Annotated in this window: 23 protein-coding genes; 14 read left to right on the top strand and 9 right to left on the bottom strand. The window is 68.6% G+C overall.

The window, feature by feature from the left end; translation table 11 throughout:
- Window positions 1-131 precede the first annotated feature (131 nt).
- The 5 genes from rpmF to FHR20_RS13320 all read left to right on the top strand — a co-directional run bounded on the left by rpmF (window position 132) and on the right by FHR20_RS13320 (window position 3,156).
- Window positions 132-311 carry a 50S ribosomal protein L32 gene (rpmF, locus tag FHR20_RS13340; protein ID WP_086127748.1) on the top strand — a complete coding sequence of 60 codons (180 nt, stop codon included), beginning with the start codon at window positions 132-134 and terminating at the stop codon, window positions 309-311.
- Window positions 312-351: 40 nt separating this feature from the next.
- Window positions 352-1,383: a phosphate acyltransferase PlsX gene (plsX, locus tag FHR20_RS13335; RefSeq protein ID WP_167300086.1), complete on the top strand. Its 1,032-nt coding sequence runs from the start codon at window positions 352-354 to the stop codon at window positions 1,381-1,383.
- A 10-nt stretch (window positions 1,384-1,393) separates the two neighbouring features.
- On the top strand, window positions 1,394-2,365 hold the full coding sequence (locus tag FHR20_RS13330; RefSeq protein WP_167300085.1) for a beta-ketoacyl-ACP synthase III: 972 nt from the start codon (window positions 1,394-1,396) through the stop codon (window positions 2,363-2,365).
- A 114-nt stretch (window positions 2,366-2,479) separates the two neighbouring features.
- Entirely contained in the window at window positions 2,480-2,779 is a 300-nt protein-coding gene (locus tag FHR20_RS13325; protein ID WP_086127751.1) for an integration host factor subunit alpha, read from the top strand.
- A gap of 11 nt (window positions 2,780-2,790) precedes the next feature.
- The gene (locus tag FHR20_RS13320) at window positions 2,791-3,156 is read left to right on the top strand and encodes a MerR family transcriptional regulator (RefSeq protein WP_167300084.1); all 366 of its coding nucleotides are present in this window, start codon (window positions 2,791-2,793) and stop codon (window positions 3,154-3,156) included.
- Between the two features lie 105 nt (window positions 3,157-3,261).
- Here FHR20_RS13320 and FHR20_RS13315 read toward each other — a convergent pair whose 3' ends face one another.
- The 3 genes from FHR20_RS13315 to FHR20_RS23040 form a co-directional block, all read right to left on the bottom strand.
- Window positions 3,262-3,795 (bottom strand): SixA phosphatase family protein, encoded by a 534-nt coding sequence (locus tag FHR20_RS13315; RefSeq protein WP_167300083.1) that lies wholly within the window; start codon window positions 3,793-3,795, stop codon window positions 3,262-3,264.
- Window positions 3,796-3,806: 11 nt separating this feature from the next.
- Window positions 3,807-6,506, bottom strand: coding sequence for an ATP-dependent DNA helicase (locus tag FHR20_RS13310; RefSeq protein WP_167300082.1), 2,700 nt, complete (start codon window positions 6,504-6,506; stop codon window positions 3,807-3,809).
- Between the two features lie 71 nt (window positions 6,507-6,577).
- Window positions 6,578-6,706: a hypothetical protein gene (locus FHR20_RS23040; protein WP_279589418.1), complete on the bottom strand. Its 129-nt coding sequence runs from the start codon at window positions 6,704-6,706 to the stop codon at window positions 6,578-6,580.
- 129 nt (window positions 6,707-6,835) lie between these two features.
- On the opposite strand from FHR20_RS23040, the gene FHR20_RS13305 reads away from it, so the two are divergent.
- Together FHR20_RS13305 and FHR20_RS13300 are read left to right on the top strand one after the other, a co-directional pair.
- Window positions 6,836-7,516 (top strand): hypothetical protein, encoded by a 681-nt coding sequence (locus FHR20_RS13305; protein ID WP_167300081.1) that lies wholly within the window; start codon window positions 6,836-6,838, stop codon window positions 7,514-7,516.
- Between the two features lie 89 nt (window positions 7,517-7,605).
- Window positions 7,606-9,183 carry a lysine--tRNA ligase gene (locus FHR20_RS13300; protein ID WP_167300080.1) on the top strand — a complete coding sequence of 526 codons (1,578 nt, stop codon included), beginning with the start codon at window positions 7,606-7,608 and terminating at the stop codon, window positions 9,181-9,183.
- Between the two features lie 4 nt (window positions 9,184-9,187).
- Here the strand turns inward: FHR20_RS13300 and FHR20_RS13295 are convergent, their stop codons facing one another.
- Window positions 9,188-10,627: a DUF389 domain-containing protein gene (locus FHR20_RS13295; RefSeq protein WP_208413582.1), complete on the bottom strand. Its 1,440-nt coding sequence runs from the start codon at window positions 10,625-10,627 to the stop codon at window positions 9,188-9,190.
- A 116-nt stretch (window positions 10,628-10,743) separates the two neighbouring features.
- Here FHR20_RS13295 and nhaA point away from each other — a divergent pair, with 116 nt between their 5' ends.
- Window positions 10,744-12,030, top strand: a complete 1,287-nt coding sequence (gene nhaA / locus FHR20_RS13290) for a Na+/H+ antiporter NhaA (RefSeq protein WP_167300079.1) — start codon at window positions 10,744-10,746, stop codon at window positions 12,028-12,030.
- Here the strand turns inward: nhaA and FHR20_RS13285 are convergent.
- Window positions 11,931-12,995 (bottom strand): MFS transporter, encoded by a 1,065-nt coding sequence (locus FHR20_RS13285; protein WP_167300078.1) that lies wholly within the window; start codon window positions 12,993-12,995, stop codon window positions 11,931-11,933. The genes nhaA and FHR20_RS13285 overlap by 100 nt on opposite strands.
- Before the next feature lie 9 nt (window positions 12,996-13,004).
- Between FHR20_RS13285 and FHR20_RS13280 the strand changes: the two genes are divergently transcribed.
- Both FHR20_RS13280 and FHR20_RS13275 read left to right on the top strand, forming a co-directional pair.
- Window positions 13,005-13,643: a hypothetical protein gene (locus FHR20_RS13280; RefSeq protein ID WP_167300077.1), complete on the top strand. Its 639-nt coding sequence runs from the start codon at window positions 13,005-13,007 to the stop codon at window positions 13,641-13,643.
- Entirely contained in the window at window positions 13,640-14,905 is a 1,266-nt protein-coding gene (locus tag FHR20_RS13275; RefSeq protein ID WP_167300076.1) for an MFS transporter, read from the top strand. The genes FHR20_RS13280 and FHR20_RS13275 overlap by 4 nt, the downstream gene beginning before the upstream one ends.
- Before the next feature lie 165 nt (window positions 14,906-15,070).
- On the opposite strand, the gene FHR20_RS13270 is transcribed toward FHR20_RS13275, so the two are convergent.
- Genes FHR20_RS13270 through FHR20_RS13260 form a run of 3 tightly spaced genes read right to left on the bottom strand, consistent with a single transcriptional unit; the run spans window position 15,071 to window position 17,400 of the window.
- The gene (locus FHR20_RS13270; RefSeq protein ID WP_167300075.1) at window positions 15,071-15,715 is read right to left on the bottom strand and encodes a phytanoyl-CoA dioxygenase family protein; all 645 of its coding nucleotides are present in this window, start codon (window positions 15,713-15,715) and stop codon (window positions 15,071-15,073) included.
- Between the two features lie 6 nt (window positions 15,716-15,721).
- On the bottom strand, window positions 15,722-16,651 hold the full coding sequence (locus FHR20_RS13265) for an electron transfer flavoprotein subunit alpha/FixB family protein (protein WP_167300074.1): 930 nt from the start codon (window positions 16,649-16,651) through the stop codon (window positions 15,722-15,724).
- Window positions 16,648-17,400: an electron transfer flavoprotein subunit beta/FixA family protein gene (locus FHR20_RS13260; RefSeq protein WP_086128412.1), complete on the bottom strand. Its 753-nt coding sequence runs from the start codon at window positions 17,398-17,400 to the stop codon at window positions 16,648-16,650. Before FHR20_RS13260 ends, FHR20_RS13265 begins: the two co-directional genes overlap by 4 nt.
- A gap of 197 nt (window positions 17,401-17,597) precedes the next feature.
- Between FHR20_RS13260 and FHR20_RS13255 the strand changes: the two genes are divergently transcribed.
- Window positions 17,598-17,978, top strand: coding sequence for a hypothetical protein (locus FHR20_RS13255; protein ID WP_167300073.1), 381 nt, complete (start codon window positions 17,598-17,600; stop codon window positions 17,976-17,978).
- Window positions 17,979-18,021: 43 nt separating this feature from the next.
- On the opposite strand, the gene sucC is transcribed toward FHR20_RS13255, so the two are convergent.
- Window positions 18,022-19,224 (bottom strand): ADP-forming succinate--CoA ligase subunit beta, encoded by a 1,203-nt coding sequence (gene sucC / locus FHR20_RS13250; protein WP_167300072.1) that lies wholly within the window; start codon window positions 19,222-19,224, stop codon window positions 18,022-18,024.
- 236 nt (window positions 19,225-19,460) lie between these two features.
- Between sucC and FHR20_RS13245 the strand changes: the two genes are divergently transcribed.
- Genes FHR20_RS13245 through FHR20_RS13235 form a run of 3 tightly spaced genes read left to right on the top strand, consistent with a single transcriptional unit; the run spans window position 19,461 to window position 22,608 of the window.
- On the top strand, window positions 19,461-19,961 hold the full coding sequence (locus tag FHR20_RS13245) for a sterol desaturase family protein (RefSeq protein ID WP_167300520.1): 501 nt from the start codon (window positions 19,461-19,463) through the stop codon (window positions 19,959-19,961).
- A gap of 34 nt (window positions 19,962-19,995) precedes the next feature.
- Complete coding sequence (msrB, locus tag FHR20_RS13240) at window positions 19,996-20,430, top strand: peptide-methionine (R)-S-oxide reductase MsrB (RefSeq protein WP_167300071.1); 435 nt, start codon at window positions 19,996-19,998, stop codon at window positions 20,428-20,430.
- A gap of 42 nt (window positions 20,431-20,472) precedes the next feature.
- The gene (locus tag FHR20_RS13235; RefSeq protein WP_425057382.1) at window positions 20,473-22,608 is read left to right on the top strand and encodes a transglycosylase domain-containing protein; all 2,136 of its coding nucleotides are present in this window, start codon (window positions 20,473-20,475) and stop codon (window positions 22,606-22,608) included.
- The last annotated feature ends 7 nt before the right edge of the window (window positions 22,609-22,615 follow it).

The raw sequence follows: 22,615 nt of genomic DNA, 5'->3' as shown, positions 1-22,615 counted from the left end.
ATCGCTATACGCGCGCACTCGCTTTCGTGACCGTCCGCTGGTCCGGCGAGCGCCGGATCTTCCGTCGCTTGCCCGCTGGGCCATGCGGGCGTATCGCGATTTTGACTTTGGTTTCGTTAGAAGGTGCCGAAATGGCCGTTCCCAAGAGAAAGACTACGCCGTCGCGGCGTGGCATGCGTCGCGCTCACGACGCTCTGACGCCCCAGGCGTTCCAGGAGTGCCCGAACTGTGGCGAGCTGAAGCGTCCGCACGTGCTGTGCGGTTCGTGCGGCCACTATAACGGCCGCGAGATCGTTTCGGCCGAAGACTGATCGGCAACGATTGGGCCGAATCGCGCGGGGGCATGCGGGTATGACGAATTCCTCTCGAATCGCCGTCGATGCGATGGGCGGTGACGAGGGAATTGCGGTCATGCTCGCCGGTGTCGCCCGCGCGCGCCGCCGGTTCGAAGGCATGGAGTTCATCCTCGTCGGAGACGAGGGGCAGATCCGCGAGGGTCTGAAGAACCATCCGAACCTGACGGCCGCCTCCGAAATCGTCCATGCACCGGACGTCGTCGCCTCGGAAGAGAAGCCGAGCGCGGCGATTCGGCGCGCCAAGACCACGTCGATGGGGATCGCCATCGACCTGGTGAAGAAGGGGCAGGCCGGCGCCGCCGTCTCCTCGGGCAATACCGGCGCGCTGATGGCGATGGCCAAGCTGTCGCTGCGGACCATGCCCGGAATCGATCGCCCCGCGCTCGCCGCCCTGATGCCGACGCTAGGCGAGAACGACACGGTGATGCTCGATCTCGGCGCCAACACCGAAGTCGATGCGCGCAACCTCGTCCAGTTCGCGGTGATGGGTGCCGCTTATGCGCGCACCGCGCTCGACCTGGAGAATCCCCGCGTCGCGCTGCTCAACATCGGCACCGAAGAGATGAAGGGCACCGACTCGATCCGCGAAGCCGCGGCCGAACTGCGCGCCGCCGAGCATCTGCGCCTCGATTTCCGCGGCTTCATCGAGGGCAACAAGCTCTCGCGCGGCGATGTCGACGTGATCGTGTGCGACGGCTTCTCGGGCAATATCGCGCTGAAGACGGTGGAGGGCACCGCGCGCTTCGTGGCGGACCTGCTCAAGCGCGCCTTCTCCAGCTCGACTCGCTCGAAGATCGGCTTCCTGATCTCCAGGCCGGCGACCGAGCTGTTGCGCACGCATCTCGATCCCAACAACCATAATGGCGCCGTCTTCCTCGGCCTCAACGGCATCGTCGTGAAGAGCCATGGCAGCGCCAACGAACTCGGTGTCGACACCGCGATCGGTTTCGCGGCCAAGATGCTGCGCGACGATCTCAATCGCCGCATCGCCGAGGACCTCGGGAACTTCGAAGCAAAGGCGGCGTAGACACTTCAAGATGACCCTGCGTTCCGTCATCATCGGCACTGGTTCCGCCCTGCCGCCCCGCCGCGTTTCCAACGCCGAACTCGCCCAGGAAGTGGATACGAGCGACGAATGGATCGTCGAGCGCACGGGCATCCGCTTCCGGCACATCGCGGGGCCCGACGAGACCACCGGCACGCTGGCGGCCGAGGCGAGCAAGGCCGCGCTGGCCAATGCCGGCATCGCCGCCGCGGATATCGACCTGATCGTGCTCGCCACCGCGACGCCCGACCAGACCTTCCCGGCCACCGCCACCAAGGTCCAGGCCGCGCTCGGCATCCACGATTGCGTGGCGTTCGACGTCGCCGCGGTCTGCTCGGGCTTCCTCTATGCCGTGCAGGTCGCCGATTCGATGCTGCGCGCCGGCGTCCACAAGCGAGCGCTGGTGATCGGCGCGGAGACGTTCAGCCGCATCCTCGACTGGGAGGACCGCGCGACCTGCGTGCTGTTCGGCGACGGTGCCGGCGCGATCGTGCTCGAAGCGCAGGATTCGGCCGATGCGGGCGAGCGCGGGATTCTCTCGACCAAATTGCACGCGGACGGCCGCTACAACGAGCTGCTCTACGTCGATGGCGGCCCCTCGACCACCCAGACCGTCGGCAAGCTGCGCATGAAGGGCCGCGAGGTGTTCCGCCATGCCGTGGTCAACCTCGCTTCGGTGATGCAGGAATCGCTCGCCGCCGCCGGACTCCAGCCCGGCGACGTCGACTGGGTGGTGCCGCACCAGGCCAATGCCCGCATCCTCGACGCGACGGCCCGCAAGCTCGACCTTGCGGCCGAGAAGGTGATCGTCACCGTCGACCAGCATGCCAACACCTCCGCCGCTTCGGTGCCGCTCGCGCTCGACACCGCGGTGCGCGACGGCCGCATCCGCCGGGGAGACCTGCTGGTGCTGGAGGCGATGGGCGGCGGCTTCACCTGGGGCGCCGCAGTGGTGCGTTTCTGATAGCTGCGAAAAAACGAAGATAATCGTTCCGGAGCCTCAATGTTCCCGTTTGCTGTGTCGAAACAATCTGATACGACCGACTCGACACAGTAGAACGCAAGGGGGAGTTGCCGCATGATGGCTGCGGGCACGCTGACCAGGGCCGATCTTGCCGAATCGCTGCATCGCGAGGTGGGCCTCTCGCGCGCCGACGCCGCGCGGCTGGTCGAGCAGATCCTGAGTCACATGTGCGAGGCGCTGGCCAAGGGCGAGAACGTCAAGATCTCCGGCTTCGGCAGCTTCATCCTGCGCGACAAGGGCGAGCGCGTGGGCCGCAATCCCAAGACCGGCGTCGAAGTGCCGATCGCGCCCCGCCGGGTGCTGACCTTCCGAGCAAGCCAGATGATGCGCGACCGCATCGTCTCGGCCGGCTGAGGGAAGCCGGAATGCCGGGGGCCGAAAAGGCTGCTGGCGCGCTAAGGACGATAGGGGAGCTCGCCCAGGAGATCGGGCGCCCCCAGCACATCCTGCGATATTGGGAAACCCGCTTCCCCCAGCTGCGCCCGCTCACCCGGGCGGGCAACCGGCGCTATTATCGCGCCGAGGACGTGGCGCTGGTGCGGCGGATCCACGACCTGCTCTCCAACCATGGCTACACCATCCGCGGCGTGCAGAAGCTGCTCGCGGCGGAGAAGGGCAGCCGCGCCGCGCGTGCCGCGGCGGGGACCAGCCCGGGCGTGGGCGGCGGAGACAAGCAAGGGCTGAAGACCGTCCGCGATTCGCTCGCCCGGGCGCTGGACGAGGATAGCTGAGCCCGGTCGGCACGCCCCCGGCTCAGGACGCGAACCACTATCTGATTTTCCTGTGCCATCCCCGTCTGCGCGGGGATGAGGGGGTTCGCTGAATGAGTCCCCGACCTAGCGATAGTCCGGCCCCAGCGTGGGATCGAGATCGCGGGGACGCGTGAAGCGTACCAGCTCGCCCTTGCCCGGCTTCACATCGGCCCAGCGCGCCACATCGAAGCGCATCTCCGCCAGGCTCGCCGTGGGGAACTTCATCTCGACCGAAGCGCGCAGCGCATTCGCCCCCGCAAGCAGCAGCACCAGCTCCTCCAGCCCGGGATTATGCCCCGAGAACAGCACCCGCCCGGCTCCATCGGGCAGCTCGTGCACCAGATCGAGCAGCGTGGCGGCCGAAGCGAGGTAGAGCCGCTGGTCCCAATGGGGCGCCAGCTCGCAACCATAGCCGGTGGCGACCTGGGCCAGCGTTTCGACCACCCGCGCAGCGGGCGAAGCGAGGACGTGATCGAACTCCAGCCCCTCGGCCTTGAGGTGGCGCCCCATCATCGCGGCGGCGCGCTGCCCCTTGGGGTTGAGCGGCCGATCGAAATCGCGCGCGACCGGATCGTCCCATCCCGACTTGGCGTGGCGCAGCAGCGTGAGCGTCTTCATGGAATCCCCGGTCAGGCGTTCGCGGGGGCCTCTTGCCCCAGCTTGGCGGCCAAGGAAAGCCGCACGCGCTCTACTGCCTGATCGAGCGTGACGCGCGTCACCGGCGTGCCCGCCGGAAAGGCGTCGAGCAGGCGCGTGGGGCTGGCAGCGGAGAGCAGCACGAAGGTGCCGCGATCGTCGGCGCGGCGAATCAGCCGGCCGAATGCCTGGGCGAGTCGCGCCCGGACGATCCGGTCGTCATAGGCGGTGCCGCCCCCGGCCAGCCGGCGCGCGGCATGGAGCACGGTCGGCTTGGGCCAGGGAATGCCCTCCATCACCACCAGCCGCAGCGAATCGCCCGGCACGTCCACCCCATCCCGCAGCGCATCGGTGCCGAGCAGCGAGGCGCGCGGATCGTCGCGGAAGATGTCGACCAGCGTGCCGGTGTCGATCGGATCGACATGCTGGGCAAGCAGCGGCAGCCCTTCGCGCGCCAGCCGGTCGGCGATTCGCGCATGGACGGCGCGCAGCCGCCGGATCGCCGTGAACAGCCCGAGCGTGCCGCCCTCGGCCGCGACCGCCAGCCGGGCATAGGCATTGGCGAGCCCGGGCATGTCGCCGCGCTTCACGTCGGTGACGATCAGCACTTCGGCCTGTTCGGCATAGTTGAACGGGCTCGCCGCCTCGAAGCGCTGGGCGGGGCGCATCAGATGGACGGCACCCGATCGCGCCTCCGCCACCTCCCAGTCGCCGCCGGCCCGCAAGGTCGCCGACGTGATCAGTGCGCCATGCGCCTGTTTGAGCACGGTTTCGGCAAAGGGCTTGGAAGGATCGAGCCAGTGGCGATGGAGCCCGACATCATATTCGCGCCCCTCGACTCGATCGACCGCGAGCCAGTCGACGAACGCCGGATCGGCCGGGCCGCCGATCCGCGCGATCAGCGCGAGCCAGGCGCCCACGGTATCGGCGCGCCAGCCGAGCGACGCGACGGCGCCTTCGATCCGGGCGCGGGCGGCGCCGTCCATCCAGTCGGGCGCCTCGGTCAGCACCGCTTCGAGCCGGCGGCCGAGATGGACGAGCGGGCGGAGCAGCGCGTCGAGCGCCGCGCCGGCGGGACCGGCGGCCTCGACCAGGGCGGCGTCGGGCTCGGCCAGTTCGGTCTCCAGCCCATAGCCGGCATCGGCGGCGCCGTTGACGTCGCGGGCATAGACCAGCCCGCGCACCGCGGCGAGGAGATGCTCGACCGGGCCGAAGGGCTCGCCTTCGTTCAGGCGCTGGAGCCAGCCGTCGCTCGGCAGCGCACGGGCGGCATCCACGGCTTCGGCGATCGCCCGGCCGCCCTCCTCGTCATAGCTGGCGACGTCCGAGAGGCGCGCCGCCAAGCCCCGGCGGCGGCCCCTCGAACCCGATTCGGGACCCGTCACCCAGCGGCGGATCTCGATCGCTTCCTGCCCGGTGAGCGCGGCGGCGAACATCGCATCGGCCGCATCGAACAGGTGATGCCCCTCGTCGAACACATAGCGGGTGGGGCGATTCGCCGTCTCGCGGCCGCGTGCCGCGTTGACCATCACCAGCGCATGGTTGGCGATGACGATATCCGCATCCGCCGAGGCGCGGGCGGCACGCTCGATGAAGCACTTCCGATAATGCGGGCAGCCGGCATAGATGCACTCGCCGCGCCGATCGGTGAGCGCGGTCGAGCCGTTGCGGCGGAACAGGGTGGGGAGCCAGCCGGGCAGGTCGCCGCCGATCATGTCGCCATCCGCGGTATAGGCGGCCCAGCGCGCCACCAGCTGCGCCAGGATCGCCGCGCGGCCGGCAAACCCGCCCTGCAGCGCGTCCTCCAGGTTGAGCAGGCAGGCATAGTTCTCGCGCCCCTTGCGCGTGACGATCTTCTTCCTGCGTAGCGCGGGATCGGGGACGAGCCGTTCGCCCTCATGCCCCAATTGCCGCTGCAGCGCCTTGGTGAAGGTCGACACCCACACTGCGCCCCCGGCCTGCTCGGCCCAGAGCGAGGCGGGCGCGAGATAGCCGAGCGTCTTGCCGATGCCGGTGCCCGCCTCGGCCAGGACCAGATTGGGCGATTCGCGCATGTCGCGCGGGGCAAAGGCGCCTGCCGCGGCGGCGGCATAGTCGCGCTGGCCCTGGCGGCGTTCGGCGGCGCTGCCGGTGAGCCGGGCAAGGCGATCGGCGATATCCGCATCGTTCAACGTCACCGTGCGCGGCGGCACGCGCGGCGGCTGCTCGTTCCATTCGGGCAGCTTCGAGAAGAGCCAGCGCTCGGCCTGGACCGGCTTGGCGACCGCCTGCGAAACGATGGGCGCCCAGGGCCAGCGCAGCCGGAACAGCGACTGCGCCGCATGCCATGCGCCCTCGCGCTCGGGCCAGTCCCCCTCGGCGATCGCGAGCAGGGCCTGGGCCGCCCGGCGCAGGAACGGTGCGACATCCGCATCGCTCGCGGGCGCTTCGAGCCCGGTGGCGCGGGCGAGCCCCTTGGGCGTCGGCACCATGAAGCGGGCGGGGCGGAGAAAGGCGAACAGCTCGAGCAGGTCGAGGCCGGAAAGCTCCGCATAGCCGAGCCGCTGCCCGACCAGCGGCGCGTTGAGCAGGATCACCGGCGTGTCCGCCGCGAGCCGGATCGCCTCGCCCCGGCTCATCGCGCGGCATTCGCCCTCGGGCGTGGCGAGCCAGACGCCGCCATGGCTGGCGTAGAGAGCGGGATAGGGGAGCATGTACGCCTTTCGTTCCCGATCTTCCTAGCCTCAGCCGGGGCGCAAAGTGAAGGGCGGCGGGCCAAATCATTTCACTTTGCCCGGCACCGCCCGGGCGACTCGGTGAACATGGCGCGTACCGCGGCCAGCGCGCCCTTCGGATCGACGCGGCGGATCGTGCCGACGAAACGGCCGCGAATTTTCGTCGCGATCAGTTCCATATGGGACTGAGTCGGGCCGGCGGCGATCGGCTATCGCCCCGCCCGTCGCATTCCGCCCACGGTCTTCGCGCCGGGCGGCCCCAGAAAAGAAACAGATCCGCCAATCCATTTTCCATGGGGAGTCTCATCATGTCCGATACCCTTCCTGCCTTTCCGAACATCGACAGCACCGACTGGTCGCCGCCGGCCCAGACCGATCCGATCGAGATGGCGCGCATCACCAAGCCGCTCGTCATCTATGCCGATGCCGACAACGCCAACTACCAGGACAATGTGTGGGACGAGCCGCGCGATTCCGGCTGGCCGCGCCTCAACAACTGGTGGGACAACAATGCGCCGGAGCCGCACCAGCTGGTGCTGCGCAAATTCTGGAAGCTGGTGCCCGGCACCTTCACCCATCTCTATCCCGGCACGCACCTGCAGAAGAGCTGGGCCTATGAGCATGGCATCTCGACGACCGACACCGAGTCGCTGACGGTGCAGATGGGCTTTTCCGGCGGCGGCGTCAGCGCGGGGGTGAGCGCCACGCTCTCGCATTCGGTGACGATCAACGACAAGCAGACCTCCACCATCCAGTTCAACGTCGATCCGCCCGCCTCGGGCACGCGCGTCTGGATGCTCTGGGACCTGATGTACGAATTCATGATCGTGAAGACGGGCACCAACGATATCATTCCGACGGGCCGCTATCATGGCGATGTCGATTTCAACAATGACGACCATTATTCGGGCGCCTATCTCGACTATCGCTGGACGCACCTGACCATCTCGTCGGGCATATTGTGCCCGCAGGACAAGGTGTTCGCCTGATCCCGGCGCCGGTCTCCCGCCCGGCGCGGGAGACCGGGTTCGCCGCGGCGCTGGCCCCGCGCGCCCGTCTCGGCTAGAGGCGCGCGGTTATGACCGATACGAACGCCCTGCGCGCCGCCGCGCTCGACTCCAAGGCCTGGCCCTATGAAGAGGCGCGCAAGCTGGTGAAACGCTATCCGGAGGGCAAGCCCGACGGATCGCCGATGCTGTTCGAGACCGGCTACGGCCCGTCGGGCCTGCCGCATATCGGCACCTTCCAGGAAGTGCTGCGCACCACCATGGTGCGCCATGCCTATGAAGAGATGACCGGGCTGCCGACGCGGCTCGTCACGTTCAGCGACGACATGGACGGCCTCCGCAAGGTCCCGGACAATGTGCCGAACCAGGCGCTGCTTGCCGCGAATCTCGGCAAGCCGCTGTCGCGCGTCCCCGATCCCTTCGAGAAATATGAGAGCTTCGCCGCGCACAACAATGCGATGCTGCGCGAGTTTCTCGACCGGTTCGGCTTCGAATATGAATTCGCCTCCTCGACCGACTATTACGCGAGCGGCCGTTTCGACGAGACGCTGCGCGCGGTGCTGCGCAACTATCGGGCGATCATGGACGTGATGCTGCCGACGCTGCGCGCCGAGCGCCAGGCGACCTATTCGCCGGTGCTGCCGGTGAGCCCGAAGAGCGGCGTGGTTCTTCAGGTGCCGGTGGAAGTGGTCGATGCCGAAGCGGGGATCATCCGCTTCGTCGACGGGGAGGAGACGATCGAGCAGTCGATCTTCGGCGGCAAGGCCAAGCTCCAGTGGAAGCCCGACTGGGGCATGCGCTGGGCCGCGCTCGGCGTCGATTACGAGATGTACGGCAAGGACCTGATCGACAGCGGCGTGCAGAGCGGCAGGATCGCCCAGGTGCTGGGCGGCAAGCGGCCCGAGGGGCTGATCTACGAGCTGTTCCTCGACGCCAAGGGCGAGAAGATCTCCAAGACCAAGGGCAACGGCCTCTCGATCGAGGAATGGCTGACCTATGGTCCGGACGAGAGCCTGGCCTTCTACATCTATCGCGAGCCGAAAAAGGCCAAGTCGCTGCACTTGGGGCTGATCCCGCGGGCAATCGAGGAATATTGGCAGTTCCGCGCCAATTATCCCACGCAGGAGATCGCCCAGCAGCTCGGCAACCCGGTGCACCACATCCACAACGGCCAGGTGCCGGCCGAGACGCTGCCGGTGACCTTCGGGCTGTTGCTCAACCTGGTCAGCCTGCCGGGCGTGGGCAATCGCGAGACGATCTGGGGATTCCTGCGCCGCTATTCGCCGGAGCTCTCGCCCGAATCGCATCCCGAGCTCGACCGGATGGTGGGCTATGCGATCCGCTACGCCCGCGACTTCGTCGAGCCGACGCTCCAGCGCCGGGCGCCGAGCGAAGCCGAGGCGGGGGCATTGCGCCAGCTCGACGAACAGCTCGCGGCGCTGCCGGAGCATGCCTCGGCCGAGGACATCCAGAACATCGTCTACGAAATCGGCAAGACCGATGCGTTCGCGAACCTGCGCGACTGGTTCAAGGCGCTCTACGAGACCTTGCTGGGCAGCGAGCAGGGGCCGCGCATGGGCAGCTTCATCGCGCTCTACGGGATCGAGAACAGCCGCAAGCTGATCGCCGAGGCGCTGGCCCGGGCCTGAGCGCTCAGCGCGCCGGCGCCTGCCAGGCGAGCGCCGCCGGCGCGCCGGTGCCGGGCAGGCGGGTGGCGGAAACGCCGGCCGCCTCCAGCCGCGCGATCACCATATCGGCATGCCGGCCCGACACGCCGATCGGCAGATGCAGGCGCCGCGCGCCCCAGATCGCGGTGTCGAGCGCGGCAAGGCCCTCGGCATCGGGCGCATCGCCCTCGAAGCCGACCGTCGGCAGCGGCGCGGCGGGCGGGAGCAGCGTCACCTGCCAGTCCGGCACGGTGGCGGCGACGCGCTGCTCGAGCGCGCGGTAGCTGGCGAGCGAGGCGCCGGGCAGCGGGGCCGCATGCACTTCGGCGCGCCGCGCCGCTCCGTCGAGCAGGATGCCGTTCTCGTCGCCCGCCACCAACGCCAGCCGGTCGCGCAGCAGATCCGCTTCGGACCGCTCGCGCTCGCGCGACTGGGCCGCCGCGATCTGCGCCGATTCGCTCGCGCCGCTCTCGCCGCCGACGCGGACCTGGTCGACGTGCACGTCCACCGCATGACCGAGCGCCGCCCGGATCGCCGCGCCGGCACGGGCATCGCCGTCCGGGCGCAGCGCGGGGGTGAACACCACCGCGCGGATCCGCTCGGGCCGCCCTTCGAAATCGATGTCGAGCTGGCTGATCCGCGCCTCGCGCGGGAAGCTGGCGCGAATCGCCTCGCGCACCTGGCGCTGGGCCACCGCTTCCCAGGCGATCTGCCGCAGCGCGATGGCCAGCGGCACCGCCAGCGCCACCAGCCCGACGATGATCAGCAAGCCCTGCAGCCGGGTCTGGGACGGCGAGAGATGGCCGCCGAACCCGTAGAGCCGGGCCATGACCGCCGCGGTGAGCGCGATGGTGACGAGGTTGGTCAGGAACAGCAGCAGCGCACCGCCGGCCACGGTGCCGTTCAGCGTCGCGACGCCGAAACCCACCACTGCGAGCGGCGGCATGAGCGCAATGGCGATCGCCACGCCCACCACCGTCTCGCCGCGCCCGCGGATCAGCGCATAGCCGCCCGCCACCGCCGAGAGCAGGGCAACGAGCAGGTCGAACAGATTGGGCTTGGTCCGCGCCGCGATCTCGCTCGTCACCGTCTGGACCGGCGAGAGCGCGACGAAGCCGGCGCACAGCACCACCGCGATCGCCGCGCCGGCCGCCAGGGCAAAGGCGGCACGGCGGATCTCGGCCAGGTCGAAGGTGGCGATGCCGAAGCCGAGGCCGATGATCGGCATCATCAGCGGCGAGATCAGCATCGCGCCGATCAGAACGGCGGAGGATGGCAGCAACAGCCCGAGGATCGCGATCAGCCCCGAAACGACGACGAGGAAGGCATAGCGCCCGCTGAATCCGGAATCTGCCTGCACCCGCACGAGCACCGCGCCATGCTCGACCGAGCCCACGACCACGCGGCGCCACCAGCGCCAGGGCATGACGTGCGCATGCGAAGGGGAGGGCCGGTCCATCCCCCAAGGCTACGGGCTTTGCAGCGCGACATCCACCCCATAGAACGGCGGCGCCAGGCAGACAGGGAGGCGACGGGCCGCGCATGACCAGGATCGAGGAAACCGCCGAGACGCTCGCCAAGGCTCCCGCCCGGGCCGAATCGGCGCTGCGCGACTTTCTGAGGAGCGAAGCCTCGGGGGGCATCATCCTGATCGCCGCCGCCATCCTCGCGATGATCGCCGCCAATGTTCCCGGCATCGCGGAAACCTATTTCCACACGCTCCACCGCGAGATCGGCCCCACGCTCTCCGCCGTGCACGGGCCGATGACGGTGCATCTGTGGATCAATGACGGCCTGATGGCGGTGTTCTTCCTGCTCGTGGGGCTGGAGATCAAGCGCGAGTTCGTCGACGGCCGGCTCGCCAGCTGGGAGCGCCGCCGCCTGCCGGTGGTGGCCGCCGCCGCCGGCATGATCGGCCCGGCGATCGTCTATCTTGCCATCGCCGGGGGCACGCCCGGCCTGGCCAATGGCTGGGCGATTCCGGCCGCGACCGACATCGCCTTCGCGATCGGCGTGCTCGCGATCCTGGGCAGCCGCGCGCCGGCATCGCTCAAGCTGTTCCTCACCACCGTGGCCATCGTCGACGACATGGGCGCGGTGGCGATCATCGCGCTTGCCTATACCGCGCATATCAGCACCCTGGCACTGGCCGGCGCGGCGATCGTGCTCGCCACCATGTACGTGCTCAACCGCAGCGGCGTGCGGCGGTTGTGGATCTACCTGCTGCTCGCCCTGCTGCTCTGGTATCTGGTGTTCCTGTCCGGCATCCATGCGACCGTCGCTGGCGTGGCGGCCGCGATGACGATCCCGATCGTCAAGTCGCCCGGCCATCCCGACGACGCCGCTTCGCCGCTCCACCGGCTCGAGCATGCGCTGCACCCCTGGTCGGCCTATCTGATCGTGCCGCTGTTCGGCTTCGCCAATAGCGGCGTCTCCCTGGCCGGCGTCTCGCCCGCGGTGCTGCTCGCGCCGCTGCCGCTGGGCATCGCGCTCGGCCTGTTCATCGGCAAGCAGCTGGGCATCTTCGGCAGCATCTGGATCGCGGTGCGGACGGGCTTCGCGACGCGCCCGGGCGGCTGGCGCCAGATCTATGGCGTGTCGCTGCTCGCCGGCATCGGCTTCACCATGAGCCTGTTCATCGGCGGCCTGGCATTTCCCGACCGTCCCGAGCTGATCGATCAGGTGAAGATCGGCGTGCTGGCCGGCTCGCTCCTGTCGGCGATCGCCGGCTATCTCGTCCTGCGCTCGGCGAGCACCGCCACCACCAGCACCGCGAATCCGCCGAGCGACAGCAGCGCCCCCACCCAGCCGGTCGACGTCCAGCCATAGCCGGCCGCGATGGCCAGCCCGCCCAGCCAGGGGCCGAGCGCATTGGCGAAGTTGAACGCCGAATGGTTGAGCGAGGCGGCGAGCCCCTGCGCCTCGCCCGCCACGTCCATCAGCCGGGTCTGCAATACCGCGCCGAGCGCACCCAGGAATCCGATCGCGGCGATGTCGAGCGCCAGGCTCCACAGCTGGCCGGCGGCAAGGGGATAGAGCGCGAGGACCACCGGGATCATGCCGGGCGCGGCGCCGGTCACTTCCAGGATGGTCGAGGCGACATAGGTGTAGACGCAGAACATCCCGCCAAAGCCGATCGCGCTGATGCCGAGCGTGAGCCACACTTGGCCGTTGGCGAGCGCGCCCAGCTCCTTGAGCGGGCTCGCGCCTCTTTGCGGCGGATCGCGGGGGGCAAGGGCCGCGACCAGCGCCACGGTCGCAAGTGCCAGCGCGCCGACCACCACGAAGCCCCAGCGCCAGCCCACGGCCTGGCCCAGCCAGTTGGCGAGCGGCACCCCCAGGATCGTCGCCACGGTGAGCCCCAGCATCACCCGCCCGACCGCCTGGGACCGCTTGTTGACCGGCACCAGCGAAGCGGCGACCAGGGCGGCCATGCCGAAATAGGCGCCGTGCGGCAGCCCCGAAAGGAAGCGGAACAGCAGCAGCCAGCGATAGTCCGGCGCAAGCGCGCTCAGCGTGTTGAACAGCGCGAAGCCGGTCATCAGCAGGAGCAGCGTCAGCCGGCGCGACAGCTTGGCCGCCGCCACCGCGATCAGCGGCGCCCCCACGACCACCCCGAGCGCATAGGCGCTGATGACATGGCCGGCACTGGGCACGTCGATCTTCAGCCCTTCCGCCATATAGGGCACCAGGCTCATCGTCGCGAATTCGGTGGTGCCGATCGCGAAGCCGCCCATCGCCAGCGCGAAATGGACGAGGCCGACATTGTGGGTGCGGGGAGCGGGGGCGTGCATGCGTCTCAAGTGCGTATGCTGCACTGCAGCGTCAACCCCCGGTACGTGCATCCCGGGTTGCGCCGCATGGCCGCCGCCCTTTCCGGCGCCCCGGCGATCGCCTATCCTGGCGCCATGCTCGCTGCCGCCCTCCTATCGCTCGCCGCGCCGGACGCCTGCGCTTCGGACTGGCGCCTGCTCTTCGCCAACGGACCCCAGGGCGAGGATGTCGCCGGAAGCCGCGCGGCGCTGATCGCGGCGGTGCGCCGCGGCAGTCCCTTGCGCGTCGGCTGGGGCGAAGCGGCCAAGGACGGCAGCTGGTCCGTCGAGGAATTCTCCAATGTCGGTTTCACCAACATCATGGGCGGCCGCGACCTGGTGGTGCAGCTGGAACCGGCGATGATCCAGAACGACTATCTCGACGCGAAGAAGGCCACGCTGCGCGCCGAGCCGCTGGAATGGCGCGCGATCATGTCCACGGACGGGCGCTTCGACGCGCAGATGACCGTGCCCGCCACGGGCAAGCTGTTCCGCACGCTGCGCCAGCGCACGCGGATCCATTGGTACGCCCTTGCGCCCGATCCGAAATGCGACGCGCGCGAAACAGTGAACTCGGCCCCGCCCGGGCGCGCGAACATCCTGGTCGAGAGCATCAAGCCGGTCGAATGACCGGGCCGGATCCCGCCGAGCCGGACAGGGCGCCGCATGGCGGATATGCGCGCGGCACGCCGGGCTATCGGCGGCTGACGCTCGCGATGCTGTTCGCGGGCTTCTCGACCTTCTCGCTCCTCTATTCCGCCCAGCCGCTGCTGCCGCTGTTCGCCGACGAGTTCCGCCTCAGCGCGGAGGCGGCAAGCCTGGCCGTCTCGCTCGCCACCGGCCCGCTTGCGGTGGCGATCATCGTCGCCGGCATGCTCTCCGACAAGCTTGGCCGGCGGCCGCTGATGGTGTTCGCGATGTTCGGCGCAGGATTGCTCACCACCCTGACCGGACTGGCGCCGGGCTGGAACGCGCTGCTGGCATTGCGCCTGCTCACGGGCATCGCGCTCGCCGGCATGCCGGCGGTGGCGATGGCCTATGTCAGCGAGGAGGTCGAGCCCCATTCGGTGGGGCCGGCGATGGGCCTCTACATCGCCGGCAGCGCGATCGGCGGCATGGCCGGGCGGCTGGGGGTGAGCCTGCTCACCGAGCTGGTCGACTGGCGCTGGGGCTTGATCGGCGTCGGGCTGATCGGGCTGGCGATGGCCGAGGGCTTTCGCCGCCTCGCGCCGCCCTCGCGCCGCTTCGTGCCGCAGCCGATGCATCCGGGTGCGGTGCTAGCGGCGGGACGCGACCTGTTCCGGGACCGGGCGATGCCCCTGCTCTATGCCGAGGCGTTTCTGCTGATGGGGGTGTTCGTCACCATCTACAATTATGTCGGCTTCCGCCTGGTCGCGCCGCCTTTCGCCCTGGGCCATGCCGCGATCGGTGCGATCTTCCTGCTCTACCTGCTCGGCTCCGGGAGCTCGACCTGGTTCGGGCACCTGGCCGAGCGGCGCGGGCGGCGGCTGATCTTCTGGATCCCCACCGCGATGCTGCTGATCGGCACGGCGCTGACCGCATCCGCGCGGCTCGCCCTGGTGGTGGCCGGGATCGGCATCGTCACCATCGGCTTTTTCGGCGCCCACTCGATCGCCTCGAGCTGGGTGGGCCGGCGGGCGCGGGCGAGCCGGGGGCAGGCGGCGGCCTTCTACCTGTTCTTCTACTATATGGGATCGAGCCTGCTGGGCTCGGCGGGCGGCATCGCCTGGACCGGCTGGGGCTGGACCGGCGTGACGCTCTATTGCGGGGCGCTGACGGTGGTGGCGCTGGGAATCGCCGCGAAGCTGGCCACGGTGCCGCCGCTGGCGCTGCCCGCGGTTACGCCGCCACGGCCGATGGGGGCGGATTGAGGCCGGCCGGTCAGTGGAAATGCCGCCAGGCGACGATCAGGGCGATCAACAGGCAGGTGAAGACGAGCAGCGCCAGGACAACCCGGTTGGGAAGCAGGAGCAGCAGATCGGACCAGTCGAACATCGCCTGGGGATGCCGCGATCCTCGCGCGTTCGCAACGCCCGCTACACGCCGAGCCATTCCAGCCCCGGTGGCAGGGCCTCCCCCGCGAAATCCACTTGCAGCACCCGCCGGCGCCCCGCGCCGCTGCTCGCGGCGGAGGCATGGACGATCGGCGTGGCGTACAGCCAGACATCGCCCGTATCGGCGAGGCAGCACGCGGTGCCGCAGCGTTCGACAACCGCCGCGAGCTCGCTCTCCGGAATACGGCCCAGCCGATGCGAGCCGGGCGCGATCAGCAGCGGCGCATTGTCCTGCGGCACCGGATCGAGATGGATCCGCATCGTCCGCATCGCCTCGATCAGCGCGAAGGGCGGTTCCACGTGGAGCAGCCCCTGCTTGACCGACCAGGGGCCGAATCCCGGCACCTCGCATCGCGCGCGCACCGCGATCGTCCGATCCTGATGCCAGCCGAGCAACCAGTTGGCGCCCGGGCTCTTGTCGAACAGGATCGCGCGGACCGGCCGCATGCCGGCAACCAGCCCGCCCAGCGCGGCGGGACCAAGCAATTCGGCCAAGCCCGGCACGCGATGCAGCCGGATTCCTGCGCGCTCGACAGGCTGGCTCGCGGCAAGCGCCAACAGCGCACCCAGAAAAGGGGCGGCCGCACCGGCAAGGTGCGCCGCCCCATCTTCGTTCAGCGAAAGCACCGGGCCTCAGAGCTTCTCGGTCAGCTCCGGCACGATCTTGAACAGGTCGCCGACCAGGCCGATATCCGCCACCTGGAAGATCGGCGCGTCCTCGTCCTTGTTGATCGCGATGATCGTCTTGGAGTCCTTCATGCCCGCCAGGTGCTGGATCGCACCCGAGATGCCGATCGCGACATAGACTTCGGGGGCGACGATCTTGCCGGTCTGGCCGACCTGATAGTCGTTCGGGGCATAGCCCGCGTCCACGGCGGCGCGCGAAGCGCCGACGGCGGCGCCGAGCTTGTCCGCCAGCGGATCGATCTGCGCGTGGAACTGCTCCGACGAGCCGAGCGCGCGGCCGCCCGAGACGATCACCTTGGCGCTGGTCAGCTCCGGACGCTCGGACTTGGCGATCTCTGCGCCGGCGAAGGTGGAGAGGCCCTTGTCGCCCTCGCCGCTCACCGCCTCGATCGTGCCGCTGCCGCCGGTGGCCGCGGCCTTGGCGAAGGCCGTGCCGCGCACGGTGATCACCAGCTTCTTGTCGCTGGTCTGCACGGTGGCGATCGCATTGCCGGCATAGATCGGCCGGGTGAAGGTGTCCGCACCCTCGACCGAGAGGATGTCCGAGATCTGCATCACGTCGAGCGCGGCGGCCACGCGCGGCGCGATGTTCTTGCCGGTGGTGGTCGCCGGGAACAGCACCGCATCGTGCGAGCCCATCAGCGACACGATCAGCGGCGCGACATTCTCGGCGAGGAAATGCTCGTAGGCGGCGTCATCGGCGACATGGACCTTGCCCACGCCCTCGATCGCCGCCGCCTGCTTGGCCACGCCGTCGACGCCCTTGCCGGCGACGAGGAGATGGACTTCGCCCAGCTTCGCCGCGGCGGTCACCACGGCAAGGGTGGCGTCCTTGAGGTTCTGATTGTCGTGCTCGACCCAAACCAGCGTCTTCATTTCGCCACTCCCAGCGCCTTGAGCTTCTCGACCAGCTCGTCGACCGAGCCCACCTTGACGCCGGCCGAGCGCTTGGCCGGCTCGACGACCTTGAGCGTCTTGAGGCGCGGCGCGACGTCGACGCCGTAATCCGCGACGGTCTTCTTCGCGACCGGCTTGGACTTGGCCTTCATGATGTTCGGCAGCGTCGCATAGCGCGGCTCGTTGAGGCGCAGATCGGTGGTGACGATCGCCGGCAGCTTGAGGTCGACGGTCTCGAGGCCGCCATCGACTTCGCGGGTGACCTGCACGCCCTGGCCGCCCAGCTCGACCTTCGAGGCGAAGGTGCCCTGGGGCCAGCCGAGCAGCGCGCCCAGCATCTGGCCGGTCTGGTTCGAATCGTCGTCGATCGCCTGCTTGCCCAGGATGATCAGCCCGGGCTGCTCTTCCTCGGCGACCTTGGCGAGCAGCTTGGCCACCGCCAGCGGCTCGACCTCGTCGTCGGTCTGGATCAGGATCGCACGGTCGGCGCCCATGGCGCGCGCGGTGAGCAGCACGTCGGACTCCGCCTTGGCGACGCCGATGGTGACCACCACCACTTCGGTCGCCGCGCCCTTTTCCTTCAGGCGCACGGCTTCCTCGATCGCGATCTCGTCGAACGGGTTCATGCTCATCTTGACGTTGGCGAGGTCGACCCCCGTCCCGTCCGCCTTCACCCGCGGCTTCACGTTGTAGTCAAGCACCCGCTTGACCGGAACCAGCACTTTCATCGAAATCCTCTCCATCGCTGGAAGATCGGCAACACCGATCGCTAATGCCCGAGAATCGATTCAAGTCCAGCCCCAAAGCGCTTCCAGCATACCCGATCATCGAAAATGCCGCCCATATCGCCTTGTTACGGCAGCGCGACGAGTTCACCGCGAATTCAGGAAGGAACCTGCAATTTCGTGCAGGAAGGAGAGGGAATATGGGGAAATATCATGTGGCGCTCTGGGCGATGCTGGCGGTGACCGCCGCTACGCCACCCGCCTTTGCGCAGGATGCGCCGGTTGCCGCGGCCAAGGAGCAGGCCAAGCCCAAGGCGGGGACGCTCACCGGGCTGCCGGGCGCCGCGTCGTCCAGCTACGCACGCTGCGCGCCGGGCACGCCGATCGGCGGGATCGTGGTGAAGGGCGGGGTCAATCCGACCAAGCGGAGCGCCGAACCCGAAGGCGCTTGCCCATCGGAAGAAGCGACGACTCGGACCATGCCGTCGCGCTTGTCGATGACGCCGACCACGATCAAGGCCGTCGCGCCGGCGGCGCCGCAATTGCTCAAGAAGAGCATCAGCGAGAAAGGCGTCAAGTAGACCGACGAGCGGGCCGCATCCGCGGCCCGCTTGCCGATCGGCGTCAGGCGGCGACCTTCTGGACTTCGGCGACGATCTTCTTCGCCGCGTCGCCCAGATCGTTCGCGGGAACGATGGCCAGGCCCGAATTGGCGAGGATGTCCTTGCCCTGCTGCACGTTGGTGCCCTCGAGGCGGACGACCAGCGGCACCGAGAGGTTCACTTCCTTCGCCGCGGCGACGATGCCCTCGGCGATGATGTCGCAGCGCATGATGCCGCCGAAGATGTTGACCAGGATGCCCTTCACCGCCGGATCGCTCAGGATGATCTTGAACGCCGCGGTCACCTTCTCCTTGTTGGCGCCGCCGCCGACATCGAGGAAGTTGGCCGGGAACATGCCGTTGAGCTTGATGATGTCCATCGTCGCCATCGCCAGGCCGGCGCCGTTGACCATGCAGCCGATATCGCCATCGAGCTTGATATAGGCGAGGTCGTATTTCGACGCCTCGAGCTCCATCGGATCCTCTTCGCTCTCGTCGCGCAGCTCGGCCAGGTCCTTGTGGCGGAACATCGCGTTCGAATCGAAGCCGACCTTGGCGTCGAGGACGAGCAGGTTGCCCTGCTCGGTCAGCGCCAGCGGATTGACTTCGATCTGCGCGGCGTCGGTGCCCTGGAAGGCGGCGAAGAGCGAGGCGGCAACCTTGGCCGCCTGCTTGCCCTGGTCGCCGGTCAGGCCCAGCGCGGCGGCGACGGCGCGGCCGTGATGCGGCATGAAGCCGGTCGCCGGATCGACGTCGAAGGTGTGGATCTTCTCGGGAGTCGAATGCGCGACTTCCTCGATGTCCATGCCGCCCTCGGTCGAGACGACGAAGGCGATGCGGCCGGTGACGCGATCGACGAGGAGCGCCAGGTAGAATTCCTTGGCGATGTCGGCGCCGTCGGTGATGTAGAGGCGGTTGACCTGCTTGCCGTGCTCGCCGGTCTGGATCGTCACCAGCGTGTTGCCGAGCATCTCGTGCGCGGCTTCGCGGACCTCGGCCTCGCTGCGGGCGAGGCGGACGCCGCCCTTGGCCTCGGGCGGGAGCTCCTTGAACTTGCCCTTGCCGCGGCCGCCGGCATGGATCTGCGCCTTCACGACATAGAGCGGCCCGGGCAGCCTGTTCATCGCCTCGACCGCCTGCTCGACGGTGAACGCGGCATAGCCGGCGGCGATCGGCGCACCGAACTTCGCGAGCAGTTCCTTGGCCTGATATTCGTGGATGTTCATGGGGAGCGCGCCCTCGTCATTTGTGGCGGGAAGGGGTTTGCGCGAGCCTTAAGCACGGCGCGCGCGCGAATCCAAATCTTTTCGGAGTAAACGCGATTGCGACGTAATTGCAATATGGCGATGAAGCCCCGCCCATGGCCACCCCGGACATGTTCCGGGACGACAGGATAGGGAGCTGGCCGGGCGACTCGCGTCTTCCGGCTGACGTATCGGCCGGGAACGCCTATCTACCCGCCATGTCCCCCTGGCTCGGCCTTGTCCTGTTCCTCGCCACCATCGCCGCGATGGAGGGCTTTGCCTGGACGATGCACCGCTGGGTGATGCACGGGCCGGGCTGGTTCCTCCACGCCAGCCACCACCGGCCCCGCAAGGGCCGGTTCGAATGGAACGACCTCTATGCCGTGATCTTCGCCATGCCCTCGATCCTGCTACTGTACGGCGGGGTGCACGCGGGCTGGTGGCCGGGCCTTGCCTGGATCGGGGCCGGGATAGCCGGCTATGGCGCGATCTATTTCGGCTTCCACGACGTGATCGTCCATCAGCGCGTCCGTCATCGCTACGTCCCGCGATCCCGCTACATGAAGCGAATCGTCCAGGCGCACCGGCTGCACCATGCGGTCGAATCCAAGCATGGCGCGGTCAGCTTCGGCTTTCTGTGGGCGCCGCCCGCGGAGACGTTGAAGCGCCAGCTCAGGGCCAGGGCCGGTTTGGCCCGCTTCCGCGCCAACCCGGATTGACGCGGCCCCCGGCGCCGGACACATGCTTTGCGCCATGGAGCATCTGAACCTCTCCGAGTCCGAGTGGCGCAAACGCCTCACTCCGGAACAGTTTCACGTGCTGCGCGAGGCGGGCACCGAGCGGGCCTTTTCCGGCCACTACACCGACAACAAGGCCGATGGCCTCTATCTGTGCGCCGGCTGCAAGCTCGAACTGTTCGACAGCGCCGACAAGTTCGATTCGGGCTCGGGCTGGCCCAGCTTCACCCGGCCGATCGATTCGGAGAATGTCACCGAACATGCCGACACCAGCCACGGCATGCGCCGCGTCGAGCTGCGCTGCGCGCGCTGCGACGGGCATCAGGGCCATGTCTTCCCCGACGGGCCGCCGCCGACGGGCCTGCGCTACTGCATAAACTCGGTCGGCCTCGATTTCCGTTCACGTGGCGGCAACCAGAATGTCGCTACCAGCGAACCGAGCGGCGCCTGATCCTTGTGAGCGGGCCGAATAGGGCTTAATCGCACTCCCCCGATGCCATCGAAGAATTTGCCCACCGTGATCCGCACGCCCAAATGGCGTGACCTCTCCTTTTGGAAGCGAATCGCTTTCTGGATGCTGGTGAGCGGGGGCAGCCTGGCGCTGCTCGGCTTCATCGCGCTGCTGATCGCAGTCTATTCGACCAAGTCGACGCTGCCGAGCTTCGACGAACTCAAATCCTCGCCCAACGGCCAGATGATTCGCGTCCATGCGGCTGACGGCACCGTGCTGGTGTCGCTCGGGCCGAGCTATGGCGAATGGATCAAGTCCGACAAGATCCCGCAGGTGATGAAGGATGCGATCATCGCCACCGAGGATCGCCGCTTCGAATCGCATTGGGGCGTCGATCCCGTCGGCGTCGCGCGCATCTTCTGGCGCGCCAAGCAGCTGCACGACGAGGGCCGGCGCCTCCAGGGCGGCTCGACGATCACCCAGCAGGTGGCGCGCACCATCTTCCTGTCGAACAAGTACGATCTCGGCCGCAAGGTGCGCGAAGGCGTGATCGCGCTGGCGATGGAACGGAAGTTCACGAAGGACGAGATCCTCGAACTCTATCTCAACAAGGTCTATTTCGGCGGCGGCGCCTATGGCATCGACGCAGCGAGCCGGAAATTCTTCGGCCACCCCGCCACCAATCTCAGCCTGGCCGAAGCGGCGGTGATCGCCGGCCTGGTCAAGGCGCCTTCGCATTATTCGCCCACCGCCGATGCCGAGGCGGCGATCGGCCGCGCCAGCGTCGTGCTCGACCTGATGGCCGAGACCGGCAAGATCACGCAGAGCCAGGCCAAGGCCACCGATCCGCGCACCGTGGCGCTCGCCCCCGAGCCCCAGCAGAACAGCGTGCGCTACTTCACCGACTGGGCGCTACCCCAGCTGGAAGTGCTGATCGACGAGACCGAGGCGCCGCTGGAGGTCTGGACCACGCTCGACCTCTCGATGCAACGCGCCGCCGACGACGCGGTCCGTGCCAACGCGCCCAAGAATGCGCAGGGCGCGCTGGTCAGCCTCGATCGCGACGGCGCGGTGCGCGCGATGGTGGGCGGCAAGGACTATGTCGCGTCCATCTACAATCGCGCGACCCAGGCGACCCGGCAGCCGGGCTCCGCGTTCAAGCTCTTCGTCTATCTCACCGCGCTGGAGGCCGGCCACAAGCCCGACGACATGGTGGTCGACGAGCCGGTGACGATCAACGGCTGGAGCCCGCGCAACAGCTCGGGCGCATTCCGCGGCGAGATGAACATCCGCACTGCCTTCGCCTATTCGGTCAACACGATCGCGGCGAAGCTCGGCCAGGAAGTGGGCTTCGGCGCGATCGCCAACATGGCGCGCCGCTTCGGCATCACCACACCCGTGGATACCCATCCGGCGATGGTGCTCGGCACTTCCGACGTCCGCCTGATCGACATGACCCGCGCCTTCGCCTCGGTGGCGAACAAGGGCGTGGCGGTGACACCCTATGGCATCACCCGAGTGACCGCGAACGGCGCGGTGATCTACCAGCATGAGGTGGATACCAGCCATGTCCTGGTCGCGCCCTATGTCGCCGCGCAGATGACCGACCTGATGCAGACCGCGGTCGCCACCGGCACCGGCCGCGCCGCGCAGATCGGCCGCCCGGTGGCAGGCAAGACCGGCACGACCACGTCGAACAAGGACGGCTGGTTCGTCGGCTTCTCCTCGGGCCTCACCACCGGCGTGTGGATGGGCCGCGACGACGCCAAGGTGGTCCCCGGCCTGCAGGGCGGCACCGCGCCGGCCCGCGCCTTTCACGACTTCATGGTCAAGGCAGTCGCCAAGCGCCCGGTCGAGCAGTTCGACACCCAGGTGACGTTGCCGGAGTACCAGCTCGACGAAGAGAATGCGGCCTATGCCGAGCCGGACAACGGCCTGTTCGTCGACCCGGACGGCAACCCGCTGCCCGAGGATCAGCAGCCGCGCGGGGACGGCACCGAGCAGGTCCAGCCCCCGCACGGCCAGGACGAGCAGCTCGACCAGGACTGGATCGACCGGATGACCGGCCGCAAGGCCCCCGCCCCGGCCCAGCGCGACCAGCGCGATACGCCGCGCGACGTACCTCGCCAGCCGGCCTCGCCGCCACGGGGCGACGCGCCGCGCGGGGAGCCGCAATAAGCGCCCT

This window comes from Sphingomonas leidyi (genome assembly GCF_011761945.1).
GTDB lineage: Bacteria > Pseudomonadota > Alphaproteobacteria > Sphingomonadales > Sphingomonadaceae > Sphingomonas > Sphingomonas leidyi.
Note: the sequence above shows the minus strand (reverse complement) of the source record. Positions and strands in the feature narration are given on the sequence as shown.